Consider the following 16,068-nt stretch of genomic DNA (forward strand, 5'->3'; position numbering starts at 1 on the left):
GGGCGAGAACCGACGCGCCGGCCGGAATGCGGCCTGCGTCGAATGAAGCGGTGATGTGTTCGCCCGAGATCTTCATGCGAGCGTTATAGTCACGCTTCGTTGCGCTTGGCAAGTACGTCATTTGCATGTTCGCAGCCTCACCCGTCATCACTGGCAACCCTCCGCTCACCCCCGCCATGCCTTGGCGAAATTCAGCAGGCCGAGCATGAGGCCGCCCGCGACAAGCCCCCAGAAGGCGCCGGAAATGCCGCCGAACGACACGCCGGACGCGGTAATCAGGAAGGTGACGGCTGCTGCCTCGCGCGTTTCGGCGTCCTTGAAAGCCGCAAGGGCAGAGCCGTAAAACGCCCCGATCAGCGCAAGCCCGGCAACCGCCTGAATGAGAATGGGCGGCGCGAGCGAGACGAAGGCCGTAACCGCACCGGCCAGAAGGCCGAGAATCACATAACCGACGCCGCCGATGATCGCCGCCCAGTAGCGCCTCTTCGGATCGGGATGGGCGTCCTCGCCGGAGCACATGGCCGCCGTAATCGCCGCCAGATTGACGGCATGCCCGCCGAAGGGAGCCGACAGCAGCGAAAACAGTCCCGTCGTCGCAAACAGCGGGCCGGGATTGGGATCATAATGATTGACCTTCAGCACCGCGATCCCCGGAATATTCTGCGAGGCCATGGTGACGATGAAGAGCGGCAGCGAAATCGAGATCAGCGACGGCAGGGTGAAGGCTGGCGTCACCAGTTCCATCGGCGGCGCAAGCGATGCTGCCCAGTTCGCCATGGCCCCATCGGGCAATTCAACCCCGAACGCCATCACCAGAACAAAGGCGAGAAGTGCGGCCGGAACGGCATAGAGCCGCTTGAAGGCAGCAACCACCGCCCAGGCGGCAAAGATCGGCAGACCGAACAGCGGATCGAAGGCGATGGCCTTGAAGGGCGCGAAACAGAGACCGAGGATGACGCCCGACAGCATGGCATTGGCAAGCGGCGCCGGAATGGCGGCAACGGCCTTGCCGAGCGGCTTGAACAGGCCGGCGATGATAATCAGGACGGCGCAGACCAGAAACGCGCCGATAGCAACAGGAAATCCCCCTTCCGGCACCCCGGCGGTCGCAAGCAGCGCCGCGCCGGGCGTCGACCACGCGATGGAGACCGGAAGCTTCGTCCACAGGCTGAGCACGATGGCGCAGACGCCCATGGAAACCGAAAGCGCCATCAGGCCCGAGGCTGCCTCGAAGTCCGTTGCCCCGACCCCTTTCAACCCCTGCAACACGACGGCGAAGGAACTGGCGAAGCCAACGAAAGCAGTCAGGCAACCCATGAAAAAACTCTGGGGGGAAAGGTCTTTCAGCATGGCGGCATCCCAGGAATGTGCTTTGAAATTCGCCAAGGCCAATCAAATTCGCACGATGCTGGCAAGGTCTCGACGGCCCGAAAACGGCCGGCACCCCCACCCGTCAGGCGTATTTTTCCTGGGTGTGGGCCTCATCGCTCGCCGCTGTCGCCTCATCTGTCGCAGATTCGAAGGCAAACAGCCGCACACGGTTGCGCCCGGCGCGTTTGGCGCAATAGAGCGCCTCGTCGGCGCAGGCGACGAGGCGCGTCATCGATAAGGCCGCTGGCGCGACGGCTGCACCGGCGCTCAGGGTCACCGGGATTCGCACACCGTCATGCTCGACGATCAGCGCCTCGACTGCCTGACGCAACAATTCGGCCTTCGCCATCGCCGTCTCGGCCGTCGCCTGCGGCAGGAACAGGCCGAATTCTTCGCCGCCCATGCGGGCAAGAAGCGCCTGCGCGCCGAGCAGCCGAGCCATCTTCTGCGCCACCGCGGTCAGCACCTGGTCCCCAGCCTGATGTCCGTACCGGTCGTTGACGTGCTTGAAATGGTCAATGTCGAAAATGACGAAGGCGCTTCCCATACCCGCCTGCCGCGGCATCCGATCCATTAACCAGTGCCGGTTGCGGATCCCCGTCAGGCTGTCGGTTTCGGTCAGTGCGATCAAGCGCTTCTCCGATCGCTCCTGCACCAGGATAAGGACGAACATCGCTATGGCGAATTGGCAGAGGATGAGTACGAGAAACGTCTCGGGCGGGGTGACCGCCACCGTCTGCGGCAAGGCGATGCTGGCAATCGTAACGAAGGCGATAACGGCTTTGAAGACCAGTACGCCGGCCAGCCCGTAGCGGCTCTTCAATCCCTCGATCTTCGGATCGCTGGCAACCAGCCAGGCGCTCGCCAGCGCAAAACCACCCATCACCGATAGAAAAACGGTAGCGCGAGAGAGATTATCGAGATGGAACCCCGTGGCGAGAGCCGCGACCGACAGGACGATCGGCAGCACCAGGACCCACCAACCCCGCCCCGCACCTCGCTCATGCACAAGACTGAGCAGTCCGATCCAGAAAAAGGCGTAGGACACCGGACCGAGAATGAAACTGACAAAAGTCCAGATCGCATAGTCGACCTGCCCATTGGCGCCGGCACCGGCCAGCAGCGACCCGGCAGCCAGAAGCAGAAGGGCGACAGCCATCGTGCCGAGCCCATGGCTGCACCTCGAGTGCCAGCGCAGGTAAAGGAAGCAGATGGCGCCAACGACCAGCGATAGCGGGTGCAGGATCAGGATGGTGGCAAGGTCGAGATGCATCACAAGTCATGATTAGGTAATTTTCCGCATGCTAGCGGCGGATAACTTGCGGATTGCTAAAGATTGCCATCCGCTTGGCGCATGGCTGTCTCCACGTCAGCGCAACGCAACGCCGCCCGGCCGCCCTGCTCCCATTTGCCCTGCGGCATCGATAATCCGTCACGCAGCCGTCACGATGATCGGGCATTCCCCTTTGTAATGCTCGAAACCCCCTCCGGCCGCTTGCCTTTTTGCCCCCTTTTGCCTATGGACCCCCCTCCGACGCATTCGGGGCGTCCCGTTCACTTCCGCCTGATATGGCTGGGTTCACGAAGGATAGAGCCTTGATCCAGACTCCCTACTACCTCATCGACAAGTCGAAGCTCCTGCAGAACATGGAGAAGATCGCGAAACTGCGCGAACTCTCCGGCGCCAGGGCGCTGCTCGCGCTGAAATGCTTTGCCACCTGGTCGGTCTTCGACCTGATGCGCGACTATATGGACGGCACGACCTCCTCCTCGCTCAACGAAGTCCGTCTCGGCCACGAGCGCTTCGGCAAGGAAACGCATGCCTATTCGGTCGCCTATGCCGATTACGAGATCGACGCGGTCGTGTCCCACGCCGACAAGATCATCTTCAACACCATCGGACAGTTGCAGCGCTTCGAGAAGCAGTCCTCGGGCATTGTCCGCGGGCTTCGCCTCAATCCCGGCGTCTCCTCGTCGAGCTTCGATCTCGCCGACCCCGCGCGCCCCTTCTCCCGCCTCGGCGAATGGGACGTGGCCAAGGTCGAGCCGGTCATGGACATGATCTCCGGCTTCATGATCCACAACAACTGCGAGAACGGCGATTTCGACCTGTTCGACAAGATGCTCGGCCAGATCGAGGAAAAGTTTTCACCCCTCCTGAAAAAGGCCGACTGGGTTTCGCTCGGCGGCGGCATCCATTTCACCGGCGACAACTATCCGCTCACGAAATTCGCCGAACGCCTCAAGCGTTTCTCCGGCGAATTCGGCGTTCAGGTCTATCTGGAGCCCGGCGAGGCCTCGATCACCAGGTCGACCACGCTCGAAGTGACCGTTCTCGACAAGCTTTACAACGGCAAGGACCTTGTCGTGGTGGACAGTTCCATCGAAGCGCACATGCTGGATCTGCTGATCTATCGTGAAAGCGCGAAGGTTCATCCCAACCAGGGACCGCATCGTTACATGGTCTGCGGCAAGTCCTGCCTGGCCGGCGACATCTTCGGCGAGTTCAATTTCGAAAACGAACTGAATGTCGGAGACCGCATCTCGATCCAGGACACCGCCGGCTACACGATGGTCAAGAAAAACTGGTTTAACGGCGTGAAAATGCCGGCAATCGCCATCCGCGAACTGGATGGCAGCATCAGAACGGTCCGTGAATTTTCCTACGCGGACTACGAACAAAGCCTCTCGTAAGGCTTCTGACGATTGGACATAAGGAGTTGGTCCCCATCATGAAGAAGAACGTGCTCATCATCGGCGCCGGCGGCGTCGCCCAGGTCGTGGCGCACAAATGCGCCCAGAACAACGATGTGCTCGGCGACATCCACATCGCCTCGCGCACCAAGGCCAAGTGCGACAAGATCATCGCGTCGGTCCATGAGAAGAAGGCCATGAAGCAGCCGGGCGTGCTCGAAGGCCACGCGCTCGACGCCCTCGACATCGAAGCCACCAAGGCGCTCATCAAGAAGCTCGGCACTGAAATCGTCATCAATGTCGGCACCGCCTTCTTGAACATGTCGGTGCTGCGCGCCTGCATGGACACTGGCGTCGCCTATATCGACACCGCCATCCATGAAGAGCCGAACAAGATCTGCGAGACCCCGCCGTGGTACGGAAACTACGAGTGGAAGCGTGCGGAAGAATGCGCTGAAAAGGGCATCACCGCCATCCTCGGCGCCGGCTTCGATCCGGGCGTCGTGAACGCCTATGCGCGTCTCGCCAAGGACGAATATCTCGACAAGGTGACCGACGTCGACATCGTCGACATCAATGCCGGCAGCCACGGAAAATACTTCGCCACCAATTTCGACCCGGAAATCAACTTCCGCGAATTCACCGGCGTCGTCTATTCCTGGCAGGGCGGCGAGTGGAAGGTCAACAAGATGTTCGAGATCGGCAAGGATTACGACCTGCCGGTGGTCGGCACCCGCCGCGCCTATCTCTGCGGCCATGACGAAGTGCATTCGCTGGCCAAGAACATGGACGGCGCCGACGTGCGCTTCTGGATGGGCTTCGGCGATCACTACATCAACGTCTTCACCGTCCTTAAGTCGATCGGTCTCCTCTCCGAACAGCCGGTCAAGCTCGCCGACGGTTCCGAAGTGGTGCCGCTGAAGGTCGTCAAGGCCTGCCTGCCCGATCCGGCCTCGCTTGCCCCGAACTACGAAGGCAAGACCTGCATCGGCGACTACGTGAAGGGCTTCAAGGACGGCGAGGAAAAGACCGTCTTCCTCTACAACGTGGCCGATCACAAGCAAGCCTATAACGAAGTGGGCAGCCAGGGCATCTCCTACACCGCCGGCGTCCCCCCGGTCGCCGCCGCCATGCTGGTCGCGACAGGCGAATGGGACGTGAAGAAGATGGCCAACGTCGAAGAACTGCCGCCGAAGCCGTTCATCAATCTGCTCAACAAGATCGGTTTGCCGACGCGTATCCAGGACGAGGATGGCGATCGGGCCGTGGAGTTCTGAGAGCGCGGATAGCGCTTGAGGATTGAGGGAATGTGGACCCCGCCGGAGCGATCTGGCGGGGTTATTCGTTGGCCCAAAAGCCTCGACGGTCGTCATCCTCGGGCGAAGTCCCGAGGATCTGCTGGCGTTGGCGGCAGGCGCTGAGGTCGAGCGTGGTTACGCCACGGCAGATCCCGGCAGAAGGCGTAACAGGACGGATTGCACTATGTTGCAGGGAGCATCGACCGCCCCAAAATCGCAGCGGAATCCGGTAGCAGACACTGTGCATACTTAAACGGGGGTCGCCTGCTGCCAGATGTCTTCATAGATATCAATTTTCGCTGGTGCGATGTTTGGCTGAAGCGGCACCAAGTAAGTCGGTTTGCTTGCAGCGTCTTTGATCGAACCACCCACGACCCAACAATCAGAGCCGTCGATCACCACTAGCCGATCATGGATGCTCTTGGTCTTTCTCAGCTCAGGCTTCGCTCCATGTTGCGCGGAGAAAGCTGCTAAATGCCCTGCGACTTCGCCAGAATATTTCCCGCACAGCAACCTAATTGAGCATTTTGCACCTAAAGGACCAAGATACGTCTCAAAGGATAATCCATCAAAATAAGGATCGATAACGAAAACCTCTTTTTCCGCACCTAGGATGATCTCTTTCAAGTCTCTCAAAAAGTTGTACTGCTGCTGTCCTGCATAAACTTGACCAATGTACTCATGGCCGTCTAGCTCCAGGTCAAGCTTGATCTCTTCCGCTGCAGCCAACAGAAGCTGGCGGAATGGCTCCCTGGCGACAGACCAGAATTGAATCATGGTCCGCCTCTGGCTTTGGAAGGCAATCTTGTGTTCTAAGCTCGCGCGAGCAAGCAAGGCCCCGATACGCGCTATCCACCGTTGAGGCTCGGAATCAGCGTCTGCCACGTAACTTGTCCCAAAGGCTGGAGCACTCTCAAACTCGTGCAATAGCTTCAGTAGCAAGACTTGCTTTTCGGCAGGACCATCGCCCCAAATTCTCTTCTCAAGTCGATTTAGACCTTCGTTCATCTGATTCCACCCACCGATCCAACGACACCAGTATAGGCGAAGGTCGCCAATCAGCGAACAATCTCCTCCACCCCCATCACCCCAATCCCAAATGCCCGAAAATGCCGTAGATTCCGCGTCACCACGGTTAACCCGTGAAACGCCGCAGTGCCGGCAATCATCGCATCCGACGCCCCCGGATTGGCACCCTCCGCGATCGCCTTCGCTTCGAGCGCACCCGATACCCGCGCCACCTCGGCATCCACGGGCAGAATGAAATTCCCGAGCCGCGTCACCAGCGGCCGCACCCAGGCCTCCAGCGCCCGCGCCCTCTGCACGTTGCCCTTCGCCTCCAGCCGTCGGATACCCTTTTCAATCTCGTGGATCGACACTGCCGACAGATAGATCTGCCCCGCCCGATCCTGCGCTTCCACCCAGGCCTCAAACCCCTCGGGCACATCAGGTCGCCCTGGTGACAGCAGCGAAAGCACATCCGTATCGAGCAGATAGCCGCTCAAAACTCAATCTCGCGTGACGGCTGACGGTTCCGCGCAAACACCTCGTCATCGAGATCCACATCGGCGGGAAACAGTTTGAGATGCGCCACAAGGCTGGGCCGGTCCTTGGCGAGCGCCCGCTTGGCTGCCTCCGCCGCCTCGACGCTGACCAGCACCGCCGCCGGCTTGCCATGTTTGGTGATGGTGACGAATTCGCCGGAGGCCGCGTCATCGACCAGCCCCGACAATCCGGCCTTGGCTTCCTTCACACCGATACTGGACATCGCGACACCTCACAGAGTGACCACCAGAGACCACAATATACGTCTTCGCACCCTGATCCACAACACCCCCACCATGCCACGAGGCCGCCACCTACCACCCAGATCCGAGACCTCGATGCCCTGCCCGAGGGTGCGGTGCTGGACCAGGCCTTTCCCCATAGCGCGGTGAAGCTTGCCTATCGCAAGAAGGGCGCGCCGAAAGCGAAATCGCTGTCGATGATCTTCATCGGCTTCAACGACGAAGCGGATGCGCTGGCTTATGCGGGGCGTTCAGGAGGCGCCCTGCCGCTGGTCACGAACCGTCCCCAAATGGGCGAACGGCTTCACGAGTGGCGTTGAATCCTGCGATATCTGTCTGACGCGCGGGAACTTTTGTGCCGCGGCAGACTTTTTCCGCCACGACATTGAAGGAGGACCCAACATGTCCGCAAAATTCCTGCGCACCGCGCTCGTTTCCACGCTCGCCCTCGCCACGCTGCCGCTGGCAGTCCCGTTTGCAGCCCCTGCCTCCGCACAGGATCTGGAGCTGCGCATCGGCCCGGATGGCGTGCGTCCGATCGTCCGCGACCGTGACCGCGGCTGCAGCCCGGGCGAAGCCCGCGCCGCCGCGCTCGACGAAGGCCTGCGCCGCCCGCAGGTGGTGCGCGTCACCGAACGTTCGGTGACAGTCGAGGGATACACCCGCCGCGGTCCGGAACTCATCCGCTTCGCCAACCGCCGCGGCTGCCCGATCATCTGATCGGCATCGCCTGCATGCAAAAAGCCGCCGGACAGACCGGCGGCTTTTTTGTGTCTTGATGCGAAGAGCCGATCAGCCGATATCGGACTGGCTCTCGATGATCTTGCCGACCAAGCCGTAGTCCTTGGCTTCGTCAGCGGAGAGCCAGTAGTCGCGGTCGGTATCCTTGGCGATCTTCTCGACCGGTTGGCCGGTCGCCTTGGCGAAGATCTTGTTCAACCGCTCGTTCATGCGGATGATCTCGCGGGCCTGGATCTCGATATCGGATGCCATGCCACGGGTACCGCCTGACGGTTGATGCAGCAGGAAGCGGGTGTTCGGCAGGCAGAGGCGGCGCTCCTTCGGAACGCCCACATAGATCAGCGCGCCGGCGGAAGCGACCCAACCGGTACCGATGATCCAGACCTTCGGCTTGATGAACTTGATCATGTCATGGATGGAATCGCCCGACTCCACGTGGCCGCCCGGCGAATTGACGTAGACACGGATGTCGTCGTCCGAGGCTGCCGCGAGCGCCACGAGCTGTGTGCAGACCTTCTGCGCCAGTTCTTGGGTGATCCCGCCATAGATGAAGATCGAACGCGACTTGAAAAGATTCGCTTCCGTTTCCTTGCCGAGCGGCAGTTCCTTGCTCTTGTCGTCTTCGTCTTCGTTCATCCGGATCATCTCCACTTGGGCTTCGTTCTCCCGCACATAGTGCGACTCATGTCCTAAAACAATGCGGGAAAAAGACAAGGCACGGAACCGGTGAACAGCCCGTTAGCGGCGCATCCCACAGGCTTCGCAGGAAACCGCGTTCAGAACGTCTGCCCCCGCCGCAGTCTGGCCCTAGCGCGAAATCCGCGTCGACAGGATGATCGAGGACAGTGTCCGTTCCACGCCCGCGAGTTCGCCGATGCGGTCGATCAGCCGGTCGAGCTCGGCGATGGAAGGCGCCGCAATGATGGCGATCAGGTCGTAGGGACCGTTAACCGAATGCAGCGCCGTCACCTCGCGGATCGCCGCAAGCTCGCTGGTGACGGCCGAAAGCGACTTCGGCGCAATGGTAATCAGCACATGCGCCCGGATCAGGTCCCTGACATAGCTGTCGGACAGCCTGACGCCATAACCGGTGATGACCTGGCCTTCCTCCAGCCGCTCCAGCCGGGCCTGGACCGTGGTGCGCGAAAGCCCAAGCCGTCGGGCAAGGGTGGCGACGGGCATGCGGGCATTCTCGCCGAGCAGGGAGATCAGTTCGCGGTCCTTGTCAGTCAGTTGCATTGTGACAAATCCATTCGGCAATTAGATCAATTTTATACCACGAATAGCGCTTTCCGCCACTATGAATCGACCAGACACCACGGCATCCTGTCCATATCTGACGAATTTCAAGAGGGGTCATGCAATGAAAGACATCGTGGTCATGGGAGCGGGCAAGATCGGTGGCGCGATCGCCCTGATGCTGGCGGAAAGCGGCGATTACCGCGTCACCGTGGCAGACAGGAGCGAGGCGCAACTGGCCGCCGTCGAGGCCCATCCGGCGATCGCGACCGCCGTCGTCGACATTGCCGACGCCGCCGCGCTCGACGCGCTGCTCAAGGGCCGTTTCGCCGTTCTCTCGGCCGCCCCGTTCCACCTGACGGGTGCGATTGCCGAGGCCGCCGCCCGCACCGGCACGCATTATCTCGACCTCACCGAAGACGTCGCCACGACCCGCAAGGTGGAAGCCCTGTCGGCCGGCGCAGAAAGCGCCTTCATTCCCCAGTGCGGGCTTGCTCCGGGCTTCATCTCCATCGTCGCCCATGATCTGGCAAAGAACTTCGACAGCCTCGACAGCGTGCGCATGCGCGTCGGCGCGCTGCCGCAATACCCGTCCAACGCCCTCAACTACAATCTGACCTGGAGCACCGACGGCCTCATCAACGAGTATATCGAGCCCTGTGAAGCCATCGTCGAGGGCCGCCTCGTCACCGTTCCGGCCATGGAGGAACGCGAGGAGTTCTCCCTCGATGGCGTGACCTACGAGGCCTTCAACACGTCGGGCGGCCTCGGCACGCTCTGCAAGACGCTGGAAGGCCGGGTGCGCACGATGAACTACCGCACCATCCGCTATCCGGGCCACCAGGCCATCGTCAAAGCGCTTCTGAACGACCTGAACCTCCGGAACCGCCGCGACATCCTGAAGGACCTGTTCGAAAACGCCCTTCCCGCCACCATGCAGGACGTCGTGGTGATTTTCGTCACCGTCTGCGGCACGAAGGACGGCCGGTTCATGCAGGAAACCTATGCCAACAAGGTCTATGCAGGCATTGTCGGCGGTCGCCGGATGAGCGCCATCCAGATCACCACCGCCGCCGGCATCTGCACGGTTCTCGACCTGCTCGCCGAAGGCAAGCTGCCGGCCAAGGGCTTCGTCCGCCAGGAAGAGATCGCCCTCTCCGATTTCCTCGCAAACCGCTTCGGCCACGTCTACGACCCGGAAGCAACGAAACTCGCTCGGGTCGGCTGATCGGCTCATCCTGCAATCCCCGCGCCCATGGCGCCGGGATTGCAAACGCACTCACCTTGACTGCGGGGAGAGGGCGGGCTGAGAAGCCCGTGATGGGGCGGAGCAACCGGCGTGAAGACCGGCCTCCGCCCCCCCTTTGTTGTCTATGCTCTAGAAGATCCGGTCGACCGGCTGGCCAAGCGCCATGGCACCCGCATAGCGGGCCTGCGGTCCGGACTGCAACGGATGGAACCGCGCGCCCTGCACATCGCGGAAACGCCGCTCCAGCCCGTTTGCCCTGTAGAAGGATGCCCCGCCGGCAAGCTCCATCGCAAGCTCCGTCGCCCTGATCGCGTATTGCGCCACCAGCGAGCGGCCGATCATGATCTCGTTCACCGTATCGGCGGACGGCGCGTTTCGCTCCACCACATCCAGCATGAAACGATGTGCGATCTGCGCGGCCCGCAGCGCCGTGTCGACCTGGCCGGCGAGTTCGGTCACGCAATCGCTCGGCGGCCGTTTCCGCGCCATGTCCATCGCGATATCCCGCGCGCTTTCGGCCACGCCGAGATAAACGGCATAGATCAGCGGAAAGGCGATGGTCGAGATGATCTGGAAGACCGGATGCCACTCGCCCGCCTTGCGGGAAAACGCGACATTGGCATCGGGAATGAACAGGTTCTCGATGGAGACGTCGTTCGATCCCGTGCCGCGCATGCCGAGGCTGCGCCATGTGTTGTCGATCCGGACTTCCGGCGCCTTCATCGGCGCGCCGAAATGGATGACGGACCGCGACCCGTCCTCCGCCTCGTGGATCGCCCCGGTCATCAGCACCGCACCCGCCTCGGCGCCGGATGTGAAGACCTTGCGCGCCGTGACACGGTATCCGCCCTCGACCCGTTCGGCCCGGCCGGACCCGCCGATCCAGTCGGACCCGCCGCTGGACAGAAGGATCAGGCGTTCCGCCGCGACCCGCCGCAGAAGCGGCTCGACCACGGACACCTTCTGATGACGCCAGCGCCATGCCGGGATCGCCACCTGATGGGTATGCATGGAAAAGGCGAGCGCCGTCGAACCGCAGGCATGCGCAAGAATGCGCAGCATATCCGCAAGTTCCCGGACCTCGGCTCCACGCCCGCCGAGTTCGACCGGCACGCCGGCCTCGACCAGCCCTGCCTCCTTGAGGAGAGCGTAATTCTCGCTGACGAAGCGGTCGTTTTCATCATGTGAGGCCGCGCGTTCCGCCAGAACAGGCGCAAGGCGCCGTGCGATCTCGGTAATGCTCATTTCGGTGTCGGTGCCGGCGTCCCTCGCCGACACCGTTTCAGCCATGCCGTGCATGTCTCTTTCCTCCTATTGACTTGCAACGATGAGGAGTCTGCGCGCCTTGCCGGGTTATATCCAGTTCAGGAAATGTACCTCGTCAATTTTCCGGCCAAGCCCCATGAAAGCGCGGATGATTGGCAGCCGCGCCGTTTTTGACTATTGTGACCGATGGCACAGCCACAGGAGGATCCCACATGCAGGACTATGGTGGGTATGGGCAGTTCTGCCCGGTGTCGATGGCGTCGGAAATTCTCTGCTCCCGCTGGACAACGCTTGTCGTCCGCGAGCTTCTGTGCGGCTCAACGCGCTTCAACGAACTGCGCAAGGGCGTGCCGAAAATGTCCCCGACCCTGCTCTCCAAGCGCCTGAAGGAGTTGGAACAGGCCGGCGTCATCGTGATCGACCGCCTGCAGAACGGCACCACCGAATACCGCCTCTCGGCATCGGGCGAGGAACTGCGCCCCCTCATCATGGGGCTCGGCATATGGGCGCAGCGATGGATCGAATCCCGGCTCTCGCTGAAGAACCTCGACCCCTCGCTTTTGATGTGGGACATGCGCCGCAATCTGGACCTCAGCCACCTGCCCCGCCGGCGCTGTACGATACAGTTTCTGTACCCGGAACTTTCAGCCACCCAGAAAAGCTGGTGGCTGCTGATCGACAACGGCACGACCGACGTCTGCAACTTCGACCCGGGCTACGAACTCGACCTGCTCGTGAAAAGCTCTCTTCGCTCCATGACAGCCATCTGGATGGGTCTGACCACCGTTCGCCGGGAAACAGAGAATGGCGACCTCAGCATCGAGGGCGACCCTTCCCTAGCCCGCAACATGCAGGACTGGCTCGGCCTCAGCAAATTCGCCCCGGTTGCGCGGATGGTACAATAGGTTCGCCCCACTTGCTTCCCATAAGAAGAGAAAACCCGCCGGCCTTTCAGCCGACGGGTCATAAATGCATTCCGCCTTTGCAATCCGACCCTTGAGCCTTAGCTGCGCGGCTTGAGGTTTTCGGGGTCGTAGAGCGGCTTGTAGCCGACGGCAACGACTTCGACCGGGTAGGTCTCGCAGAAATATTCGACATTCAGCTTGCGGCCGACCTGGCAGTATTCCTGCGGCAGGTAGGCGAGCGCGATGTTCTTGCCGATTGTCGGGCCGTAGGCGACCGAGGTCGTGTAGGAGATGCGGCCCAAGCTGTCGACCAGCGTCTTGCCCGTTGCCGGATCGATGACCGGCATTGCGCCGACCGGATAACGCTTCACGCCGTTGGCATCGGTGTTTTCCGTCATCACCAGCGTGCAGAGCATGGCCGGCTGCTGTTCGCGGGCCTTGTACTCCAGATGCTTGGCCTTGCCGCGGAAATCGGCTTCCTTGACCTTCGGACGGGCGAGATCGGCTTCGATCAGGTTGTACTGGGTCGTGAGGTCCGCGTTCTGCAAGCGCAGGCTCTTTTCCATGCGGCGGGAGTTCGCATAGGTCTCGACGCCGACAGCCATCGCGCCGGTGGCGCGCAGAGCGTCCCAGACGGCAAGGCCGTCCTCGTACTTCATGTGCAGTTCCCAGCCCTGCTCGCCGACATAGGAAATGCGGAAGGCAGTCACCGTCTTGCCGGCGATCTCGATCGGCTTGATCGCGGCGAATGCGAAATTCTCGACATCGAGGCCAGCCGGATCGGCAACCACCTTCTTCAGCGTTTCACGCGCATTCGGACCCCAGATGCCGATGGTCGTGTATTTCTCCGACACATCGGTAACGGTGACGTCGAAGCCCTTGTCCTCGGCGACGCGCTTTACATAATGGAAATCGCGCGGGCCGGCGTCGGCGCCGTCGATGACACGGCAGCGATCGGCCATGCGGATGACGGTAAGGTCGGCGCGGACATTGCCCTCGTCGTCGAGGAAATGGGTGTAGATACCCTTGCCGATATTGGCGTCACCGCCGATCTTCGCGGCGCAGAGCCACTCCATCAGTTCCACATGATCCGGTCCCTCGACGTCGAACATGTAGAAATGCGAGAGGTTGATGATGCCGACATCCTCGCTCATGGCGAGATGTTCGGCGTTCGAAACGCGCCAGAAGTGACGGTTGTCCCACTCCGCCTCGCGCACCGGCACCTTGTCGCCGTACTTCTCCAGGAGATGCTCGTTGGCCTTGTAGCCATGGGCGCGTTCCCAGCCGCCGAGTTCCATGAAATAGCCGCCAAGCTCGACTTCGCGCTCGTAGAAGGGCGAGCGTTTGATGTTGCGGCCGGTGGCATAGGGTTCGCGCGGGTGAACGGCGGGGAAATAGATCTTGCAGGCAGCCTCGGAGCAACGGCCGAGGATGAAGTCTTCCTGCATCTGATGCGGATAGAACCGGGCGAAATCGATCGAGGAATGGTCGACTTCGGTGCGCCCATCGGTGATCCAGTCTGCCAGCAGCTTGCCGTAGCCCGGAGCGTCCTTGACCCAGATGCCGACGCAGTACCAGAGGCCGCGCACCTTCTGGCTCTCGCCGCAGGATGCACCGCCGGCGGCCGATACCTGCAGCAGGCCGTTGAACGAGTGGCTCTCGTTGTAGCCGAGTTCGCCGAGGATCGGCGTAAGCTCGATCGCCCGCTCCAGGCCTTCCATCAGGCCGTCGGCCTCGAGATCGAGGTCGCGCTGCGAGGGCGACAGGCGCGCCTGCTCCTTTTCGAGCAAATCGCGCGGATGGCACATGCGCGGGTTTTCGGGGTTGTAGTAGCCCCATTCGAGCTGGCCGCCCTCGGTGGTCTTCGGGTCGCCGGTGTCGCGCATATAGGCGGAGTTGCCCTGGTCGCGCAGCAGCGGATAGCCGATCTCCTTGCCGGTGCCCTCGAACTCGTTGAAGGGACCGAAGAAGGTGAGCGCGTGGTCGACCGGCATGACCGGCAGGTCTTCGCCCACCATGCCCGCGATCAGGCGGCCCCACAGGCCGGCGCAGACGATGACGTGATCCGCCATGATCGTGCCGCGATGGGTGACGACACCCTTGACGCGGCCGTTCTCGACGATCAGCGATTTTGCCGGCGTATTGCCGAACATCTGCAGCTTGCCGGATTTTTCGGCGGCGTCGACCAGCTTGCCGGCAACCGTCTGCGAACGCGGAATGACGAGGCCTGCGTCCGGGTCCCAGAGACCGCCCGCGACCACCTCTTCTTCGACGAGCGGGAACTTCTCCTTGACTTCCTTGGCGCTAATCAGGCTGGCGCGCGTGCCGAAGGCCTTGCCGGAGGTCACCTTGCGCTTGACTTCCTCCATCCATGTGTCGTCGCCGGCACGAACGACTTCGATGCCGCCGATGCGGGCGTAGTGACCCATCTTCTCGTAGAATTCGAGCGAGTATAGCGAGGTCCAGACCGACAGGAAGTCATGGCTGGTCATGAAACAGAAGTCGGAGGCATGCGCCGTCGAACCGATATCGGTCGGAATGCCCGACTTGTCGATGCCGACGATGTCGTCCCAGCCGCGTTCGATAAGGTGATGCGCGACGGAGGCGCCCACGATACCGCCCAGCCCGATGATGACGACTTTAGCCTTTGTCGGAAACTCTGCCATAGGAACAAACCCTGATTGATGATTTGCGCCGATCTTAGGGTTTCCGGAAGCGTCATCGCGTCCTTAATGCGACATTCTACAAATACTGCACGACCAGTTTCCGACGCCCAATCGGTCAAGCTGCGGCAGAGAAGCCCACCCGGCTGTCGGAAGATCGATGGACCTCTGGAAGAAGGGGTATCGAACGCCTGTTGCCGCGAGCCTCCTAGCGTCTTTTTCGCCGTATGATCCGCAGGAGTTGAAACCGGCGGATCAAGGAATTGCCGAAGCGGGATGCGGAGCGGAGGATGGTATTGCATCCCCTGCTCCGGTCCTGCATCTCACCGGCCAGCCGGATCGGCGGATTATTTCATTAGAAATGATGCCGTGTTCTTTGCCGGCACATATGTGAACAGATCCTTGCCCTGCTCGATCGCAGGTCCGCCGCCTCCCTGGTAGGCAAGATTCCATTGGGTGACGATCTCGATAGTCGAACCGCTGGCTTGCGCATAGCCGGCCCAGCCCGTCACCGAGTTGCAGTTCTCCGTGCCGTTGTCCCAGGCCACCGCAAACGCAATGAAGTTGCCGTCCACCCGACCGCTAATCGGATAGGGCGAGTTCTGGCATCCCGTACCGGACGCACGATTGATGTATTGCCCGCTGACCTGATCATTGCTGTCTACAGTGATCGTCATGGTCGAACCGGACTGGTTCTGCCATGTCGTCGAAGTCGAAACCAGGCTTGAAAAGTCCTTGAACGACGTCGCATCGAATTCTGAAAAGGCAAGAGCCGCTGTCGATAGAGACAGGATCACCCCCGCGGCGAAGACTATGGATTTCATGGCAATGCCCTCCTCTGGCATCACCACATTA

16 protein-coding genes are annotated in these 16,068 nt (G+C 61.4%); 6 read left to right on the forward strand and 10 right to left on the reverse strand.

Translation table 11 applies throughout. The annotated features are described in order from the left end of the window. Nucleotides 1-165: 165 nt before the first annotated feature. Both J5N58_RS02875 and J5N58_RS02880 read right to left on the reverse strand, forming a co-directional pair. On the reverse strand, nt 166-1,350 hold the full coding sequence (locus J5N58_RS02875; protein WP_244709554.1) for a benzoate/H(+) symporter BenE family transporter: 1,185 nt from the start codon (nt 1,348-1,350) through the stop codon (nt 166-168). A 103-nt stretch (nt 1,351-1,453) separates the two neighbouring features. Further along, nucleotides 1,454-2,644: a GGDEF domain-containing protein gene (locus tag J5N58_RS02880; RefSeq protein ID WP_244709557.1), complete on the reverse strand. Its 1,191-nt coding sequence runs from the start codon at nt 2,642-2,644 to the stop codon at nt 1,454-1,456. A 323-nt stretch (nt 2,645-2,967) separates the two neighbouring features. On the opposite strand from J5N58_RS02880, the gene J5N58_RS02885 reads away from it, so the two are divergent. After that, complete coding sequence (locus J5N58_RS02885; RefSeq protein ID WP_112831040.1) at nt 2,968-4,065, forward strand: carboxynorspermidine decarboxylase; 1,098 nt, start codon at nt 2,968-2,970, stop codon at nt 4,063-4,065. 38 nt (nt 4,066-4,103) lie between these two features. Further along, nucleotides 4,104-5,342: a saccharopine dehydrogenase family protein gene (locus J5N58_RS02890; RefSeq protein WP_112831041.1), complete on the forward strand. Its 1,239-nt coding sequence runs from the start codon at nt 4,104-4,106 to the stop codon at nt 5,340-5,342. 270 nt (nt 5,343-5,612) lie between these two features. Here J5N58_RS02890 and J5N58_RS02895 read toward each other — a convergent pair whose 3' ends face one another. The 3 genes from J5N58_RS02895 to J5N58_RS02905 are packed head-to-tail and all read right to left on the reverse strand — an operon-like array spanning nt 5,613 to nt 7,131. Beyond that, complete coding sequence (locus tag J5N58_RS02895; protein ID WP_113339198.1) at nt 5,613-6,371, reverse strand: phospholipase D-like domain-containing protein; 759 nt, start codon at nt 6,369-6,371, stop codon at nt 5,613-5,615. 50 nt (nt 6,372-6,421) lie between these two features. Beyond that, entirely contained in the window at nt 6,422-6,868 is a 447-nt protein-coding gene (locus J5N58_RS02900) for a type II toxin-antitoxin system VapC family toxin (protein ID WP_112831043.1), read from the reverse strand. Then, nucleotides 6,865-7,131: a type II toxin-antitoxin system Phd/YefM family antitoxin gene (locus J5N58_RS02905; protein ID WP_112831044.1), complete on the reverse strand. Its 267-nt coding sequence runs from the start codon at nt 7,129-7,131 to the stop codon at nt 6,865-6,867. Before J5N58_RS02905 ends, J5N58_RS02900 begins: the two co-directional genes overlap by 4 nt. A gap of 135 nt (nt 7,132-7,266) precedes the next feature. Between J5N58_RS02905 and J5N58_RS02910 the strand changes: the two genes are divergently transcribed. Then, on the forward strand, nt 7,267-7,470 hold the full coding sequence (locus J5N58_RS02910; RefSeq protein WP_112831045.1) for a hypothetical protein: 204 nt from the start codon (nt 7,267-7,269) through the stop codon (nt 7,468-7,470). An 82-nt stretch (nt 7,471-7,552) separates the two neighbouring features. Continuing rightward, the gene (locus J5N58_RS02915; protein WP_112831046.1) at nt 7,553-7,870 is read left to right on the forward strand and encodes a hypothetical protein; all 318 of its coding nucleotides are present in this window, start codon (nt 7,553-7,555) and stop codon (nt 7,868-7,870) included. A gap of 72 nt (nt 7,871-7,942) precedes the next feature. On the opposite strand, the gene J5N58_RS02920 is transcribed toward J5N58_RS02915, so the two are convergent. Continuing rightward, nucleotides 7,943-8,527, reverse strand: coding sequence for an ATP-dependent Clp protease proteolytic subunit (locus J5N58_RS02920; protein WP_112831152.1), 585 nt, complete (start codon nt 8,525-8,527; stop codon nt 7,943-7,945). A gap of 171 nt (nt 8,528-8,698) precedes the next feature. Then, nucleotides 8,699-9,130 carry an Lrp/AsnC family transcriptional regulator gene (locus J5N58_RS02925; RefSeq protein ID WP_112831047.1) on the reverse strand — a complete coding sequence of 144 codons (432 nt, stop codon included), beginning with the start codon at nt 9,128-9,130 and terminating at the stop codon, nt 8,699-8,701. A 124-nt stretch (nt 9,131-9,254) separates the two neighbouring features. Here J5N58_RS02925 and J5N58_RS02930 point away from each other — a divergent pair, with 124 nt between their 5' ends. Continuing rightward, nucleotides 9,255-10,358: a saccharopine dehydrogenase family protein gene (locus tag J5N58_RS02930; RefSeq protein WP_113425054.1), complete on the forward strand. Its 1,104-nt coding sequence runs from the start codon at nt 9,255-9,257 to the stop codon at nt 10,356-10,358. A gap of 150 nt (nt 10,359-10,508) precedes the next feature. Here J5N58_RS02930 and J5N58_RS02935 read toward each other — a convergent pair whose 3' ends face one another. Continuing rightward, entirely contained in the window at nt 10,509-11,624 is a 1,116-nt protein-coding gene (locus J5N58_RS02935; RefSeq protein ID WP_425314450.1) for an acyl-CoA dehydrogenase family protein, read from the reverse strand. Nucleotides 11,625-11,857: 233 nt separating this feature from the next. Between J5N58_RS02935 and J5N58_RS02940 the strand changes: the two genes are divergently transcribed. After that, nucleotides 11,858-12,550 (forward strand): winged helix-turn-helix transcriptional regulator, encoded by a 693-nt coding sequence (locus J5N58_RS02940; RefSeq protein WP_113339200.1) that lies wholly within the window; start codon nt 11,858-11,860, stop codon nt 12,548-12,550. 98 nt (nt 12,551-12,648) lie between these two features. Here J5N58_RS02940 and J5N58_RS02945 read toward each other — a convergent pair whose 3' ends face one another. Both J5N58_RS02945 and J5N58_RS02950 read right to left on the reverse strand, forming a co-directional pair. Continuing rightward, entirely contained in the window at nt 12,649-15,216 is a 2,568-nt protein-coding gene (locus tag J5N58_RS02945) for a GcvT family protein (RefSeq protein ID WP_113339201.1), read from the reverse strand. 344 nt (nt 15,217-15,560) lie between these two features. After that, nucleotides 15,561-16,037, reverse strand: a complete 477-nt coding sequence (locus J5N58_RS02950) for an avidin/streptavidin family protein (RefSeq protein ID WP_112831052.1) — start codon at nt 16,035-16,037, stop codon at nt 15,561-15,563. Between the last annotated feature and the right edge of the window lie 31 nt (nt 16,038-16,068).

It is taken from the genome of Paenirhizobium cremeum, assembly GCF_022884085.1.
Taxonomy (GTDB): Bacteria; Pseudomonadota; Alphaproteobacteria; order Rhizobiales; family Rhizobiaceae; genus Allorhizobium; species Allorhizobium cremeum.

Bases quoted from the DNA above. Each gene is read 5' to 3' on its own strand.
- J5N58_RS02925 (WP_112831047.1), bottom strand. From the start codon at position 9,130: ATGCAACTGACTGACAAGGACCGCGAACTGATCTCCCTGCTCGGCGAG.
- J5N58_RS02950 (WP_112831052.1), bottom strand. From the start codon at position 16,037: ATGAAATCCATAGTCTTCGCCGCGGGGGTGATCCTGTCTCTATCGACA.
- J5N58_RS02890 (WP_112831041.1), top strand. From the start codon at position 4,104: ATGAAGAAGAACGTGCTCATCATCGGCGCCGGCGGCGTCGCCCAGGTC.
- J5N58_RS02935 (WP_425314450.1), bottom strand. From the start codon at position 11,624: ATGAGCATTACCGAGATCGCACGGCGCCTTGCGCCTGTTCTGGCGGAA.
- J5N58_RS02895 (WP_113339198.1), bottom strand. From the start codon at position 6,371: ATGAACGAAGGTCTAAATCGACTTGAGAAGAGAATTTGGGGCGATGGT.
- J5N58_RS02930 (WP_113425054.1), top strand. From the start codon at position 9,255: ATGAAAGACATCGTGGTCATGGGAGCGGGCAAGATCGGTGGCGCGATC.
- J5N58_RS02875 (WP_244709554.1), bottom strand. From the start codon at position 1,350: ATGCTGAAAGACCTTTCCCCCCAGAGTTTTTTCATGGGTTGCCTGACT.
- J5N58_RS02880 (WP_244709557.1), bottom strand. From the start codon at position 2,644: ATGCATCTCGACCTTGCCACCATCCTGATCCTGCACCCGCTATCGCTG.
- J5N58_RS02915 (WP_112831046.1), top strand. From the start codon at position 7,553: ATGTCCGCAAAATTCCTGCGCACCGCGCTCGTTTCCACGCTCGCCCTC.
- J5N58_RS02920 (WP_112831152.1), bottom strand. From the start codon at position 8,527: ATGAACGAAGACGAAGACGACAAGAGCAAGGAACTGCCGCTCGGCAAG.
- J5N58_RS02905 (WP_112831044.1), bottom strand. From the start codon at position 7,131: ATGTCCAGTATCGGTGTGAAGGAAGCCAAGGCCGGATTGTCGGGGCTG.
- J5N58_RS02945 (WP_113339201.1), bottom strand. From the start codon at position 15,216: ATGGCAGAGTTTCCGACAAAGGCTAAAGTCGTCATCATCGGGCTGGGC.
- J5N58_RS02940 (WP_113339200.1), top strand. From the start codon at position 11,858: ATGCAGGACTATGGTGGGTATGGGCAGTTCTGCCCGGTGTCGATGGCG.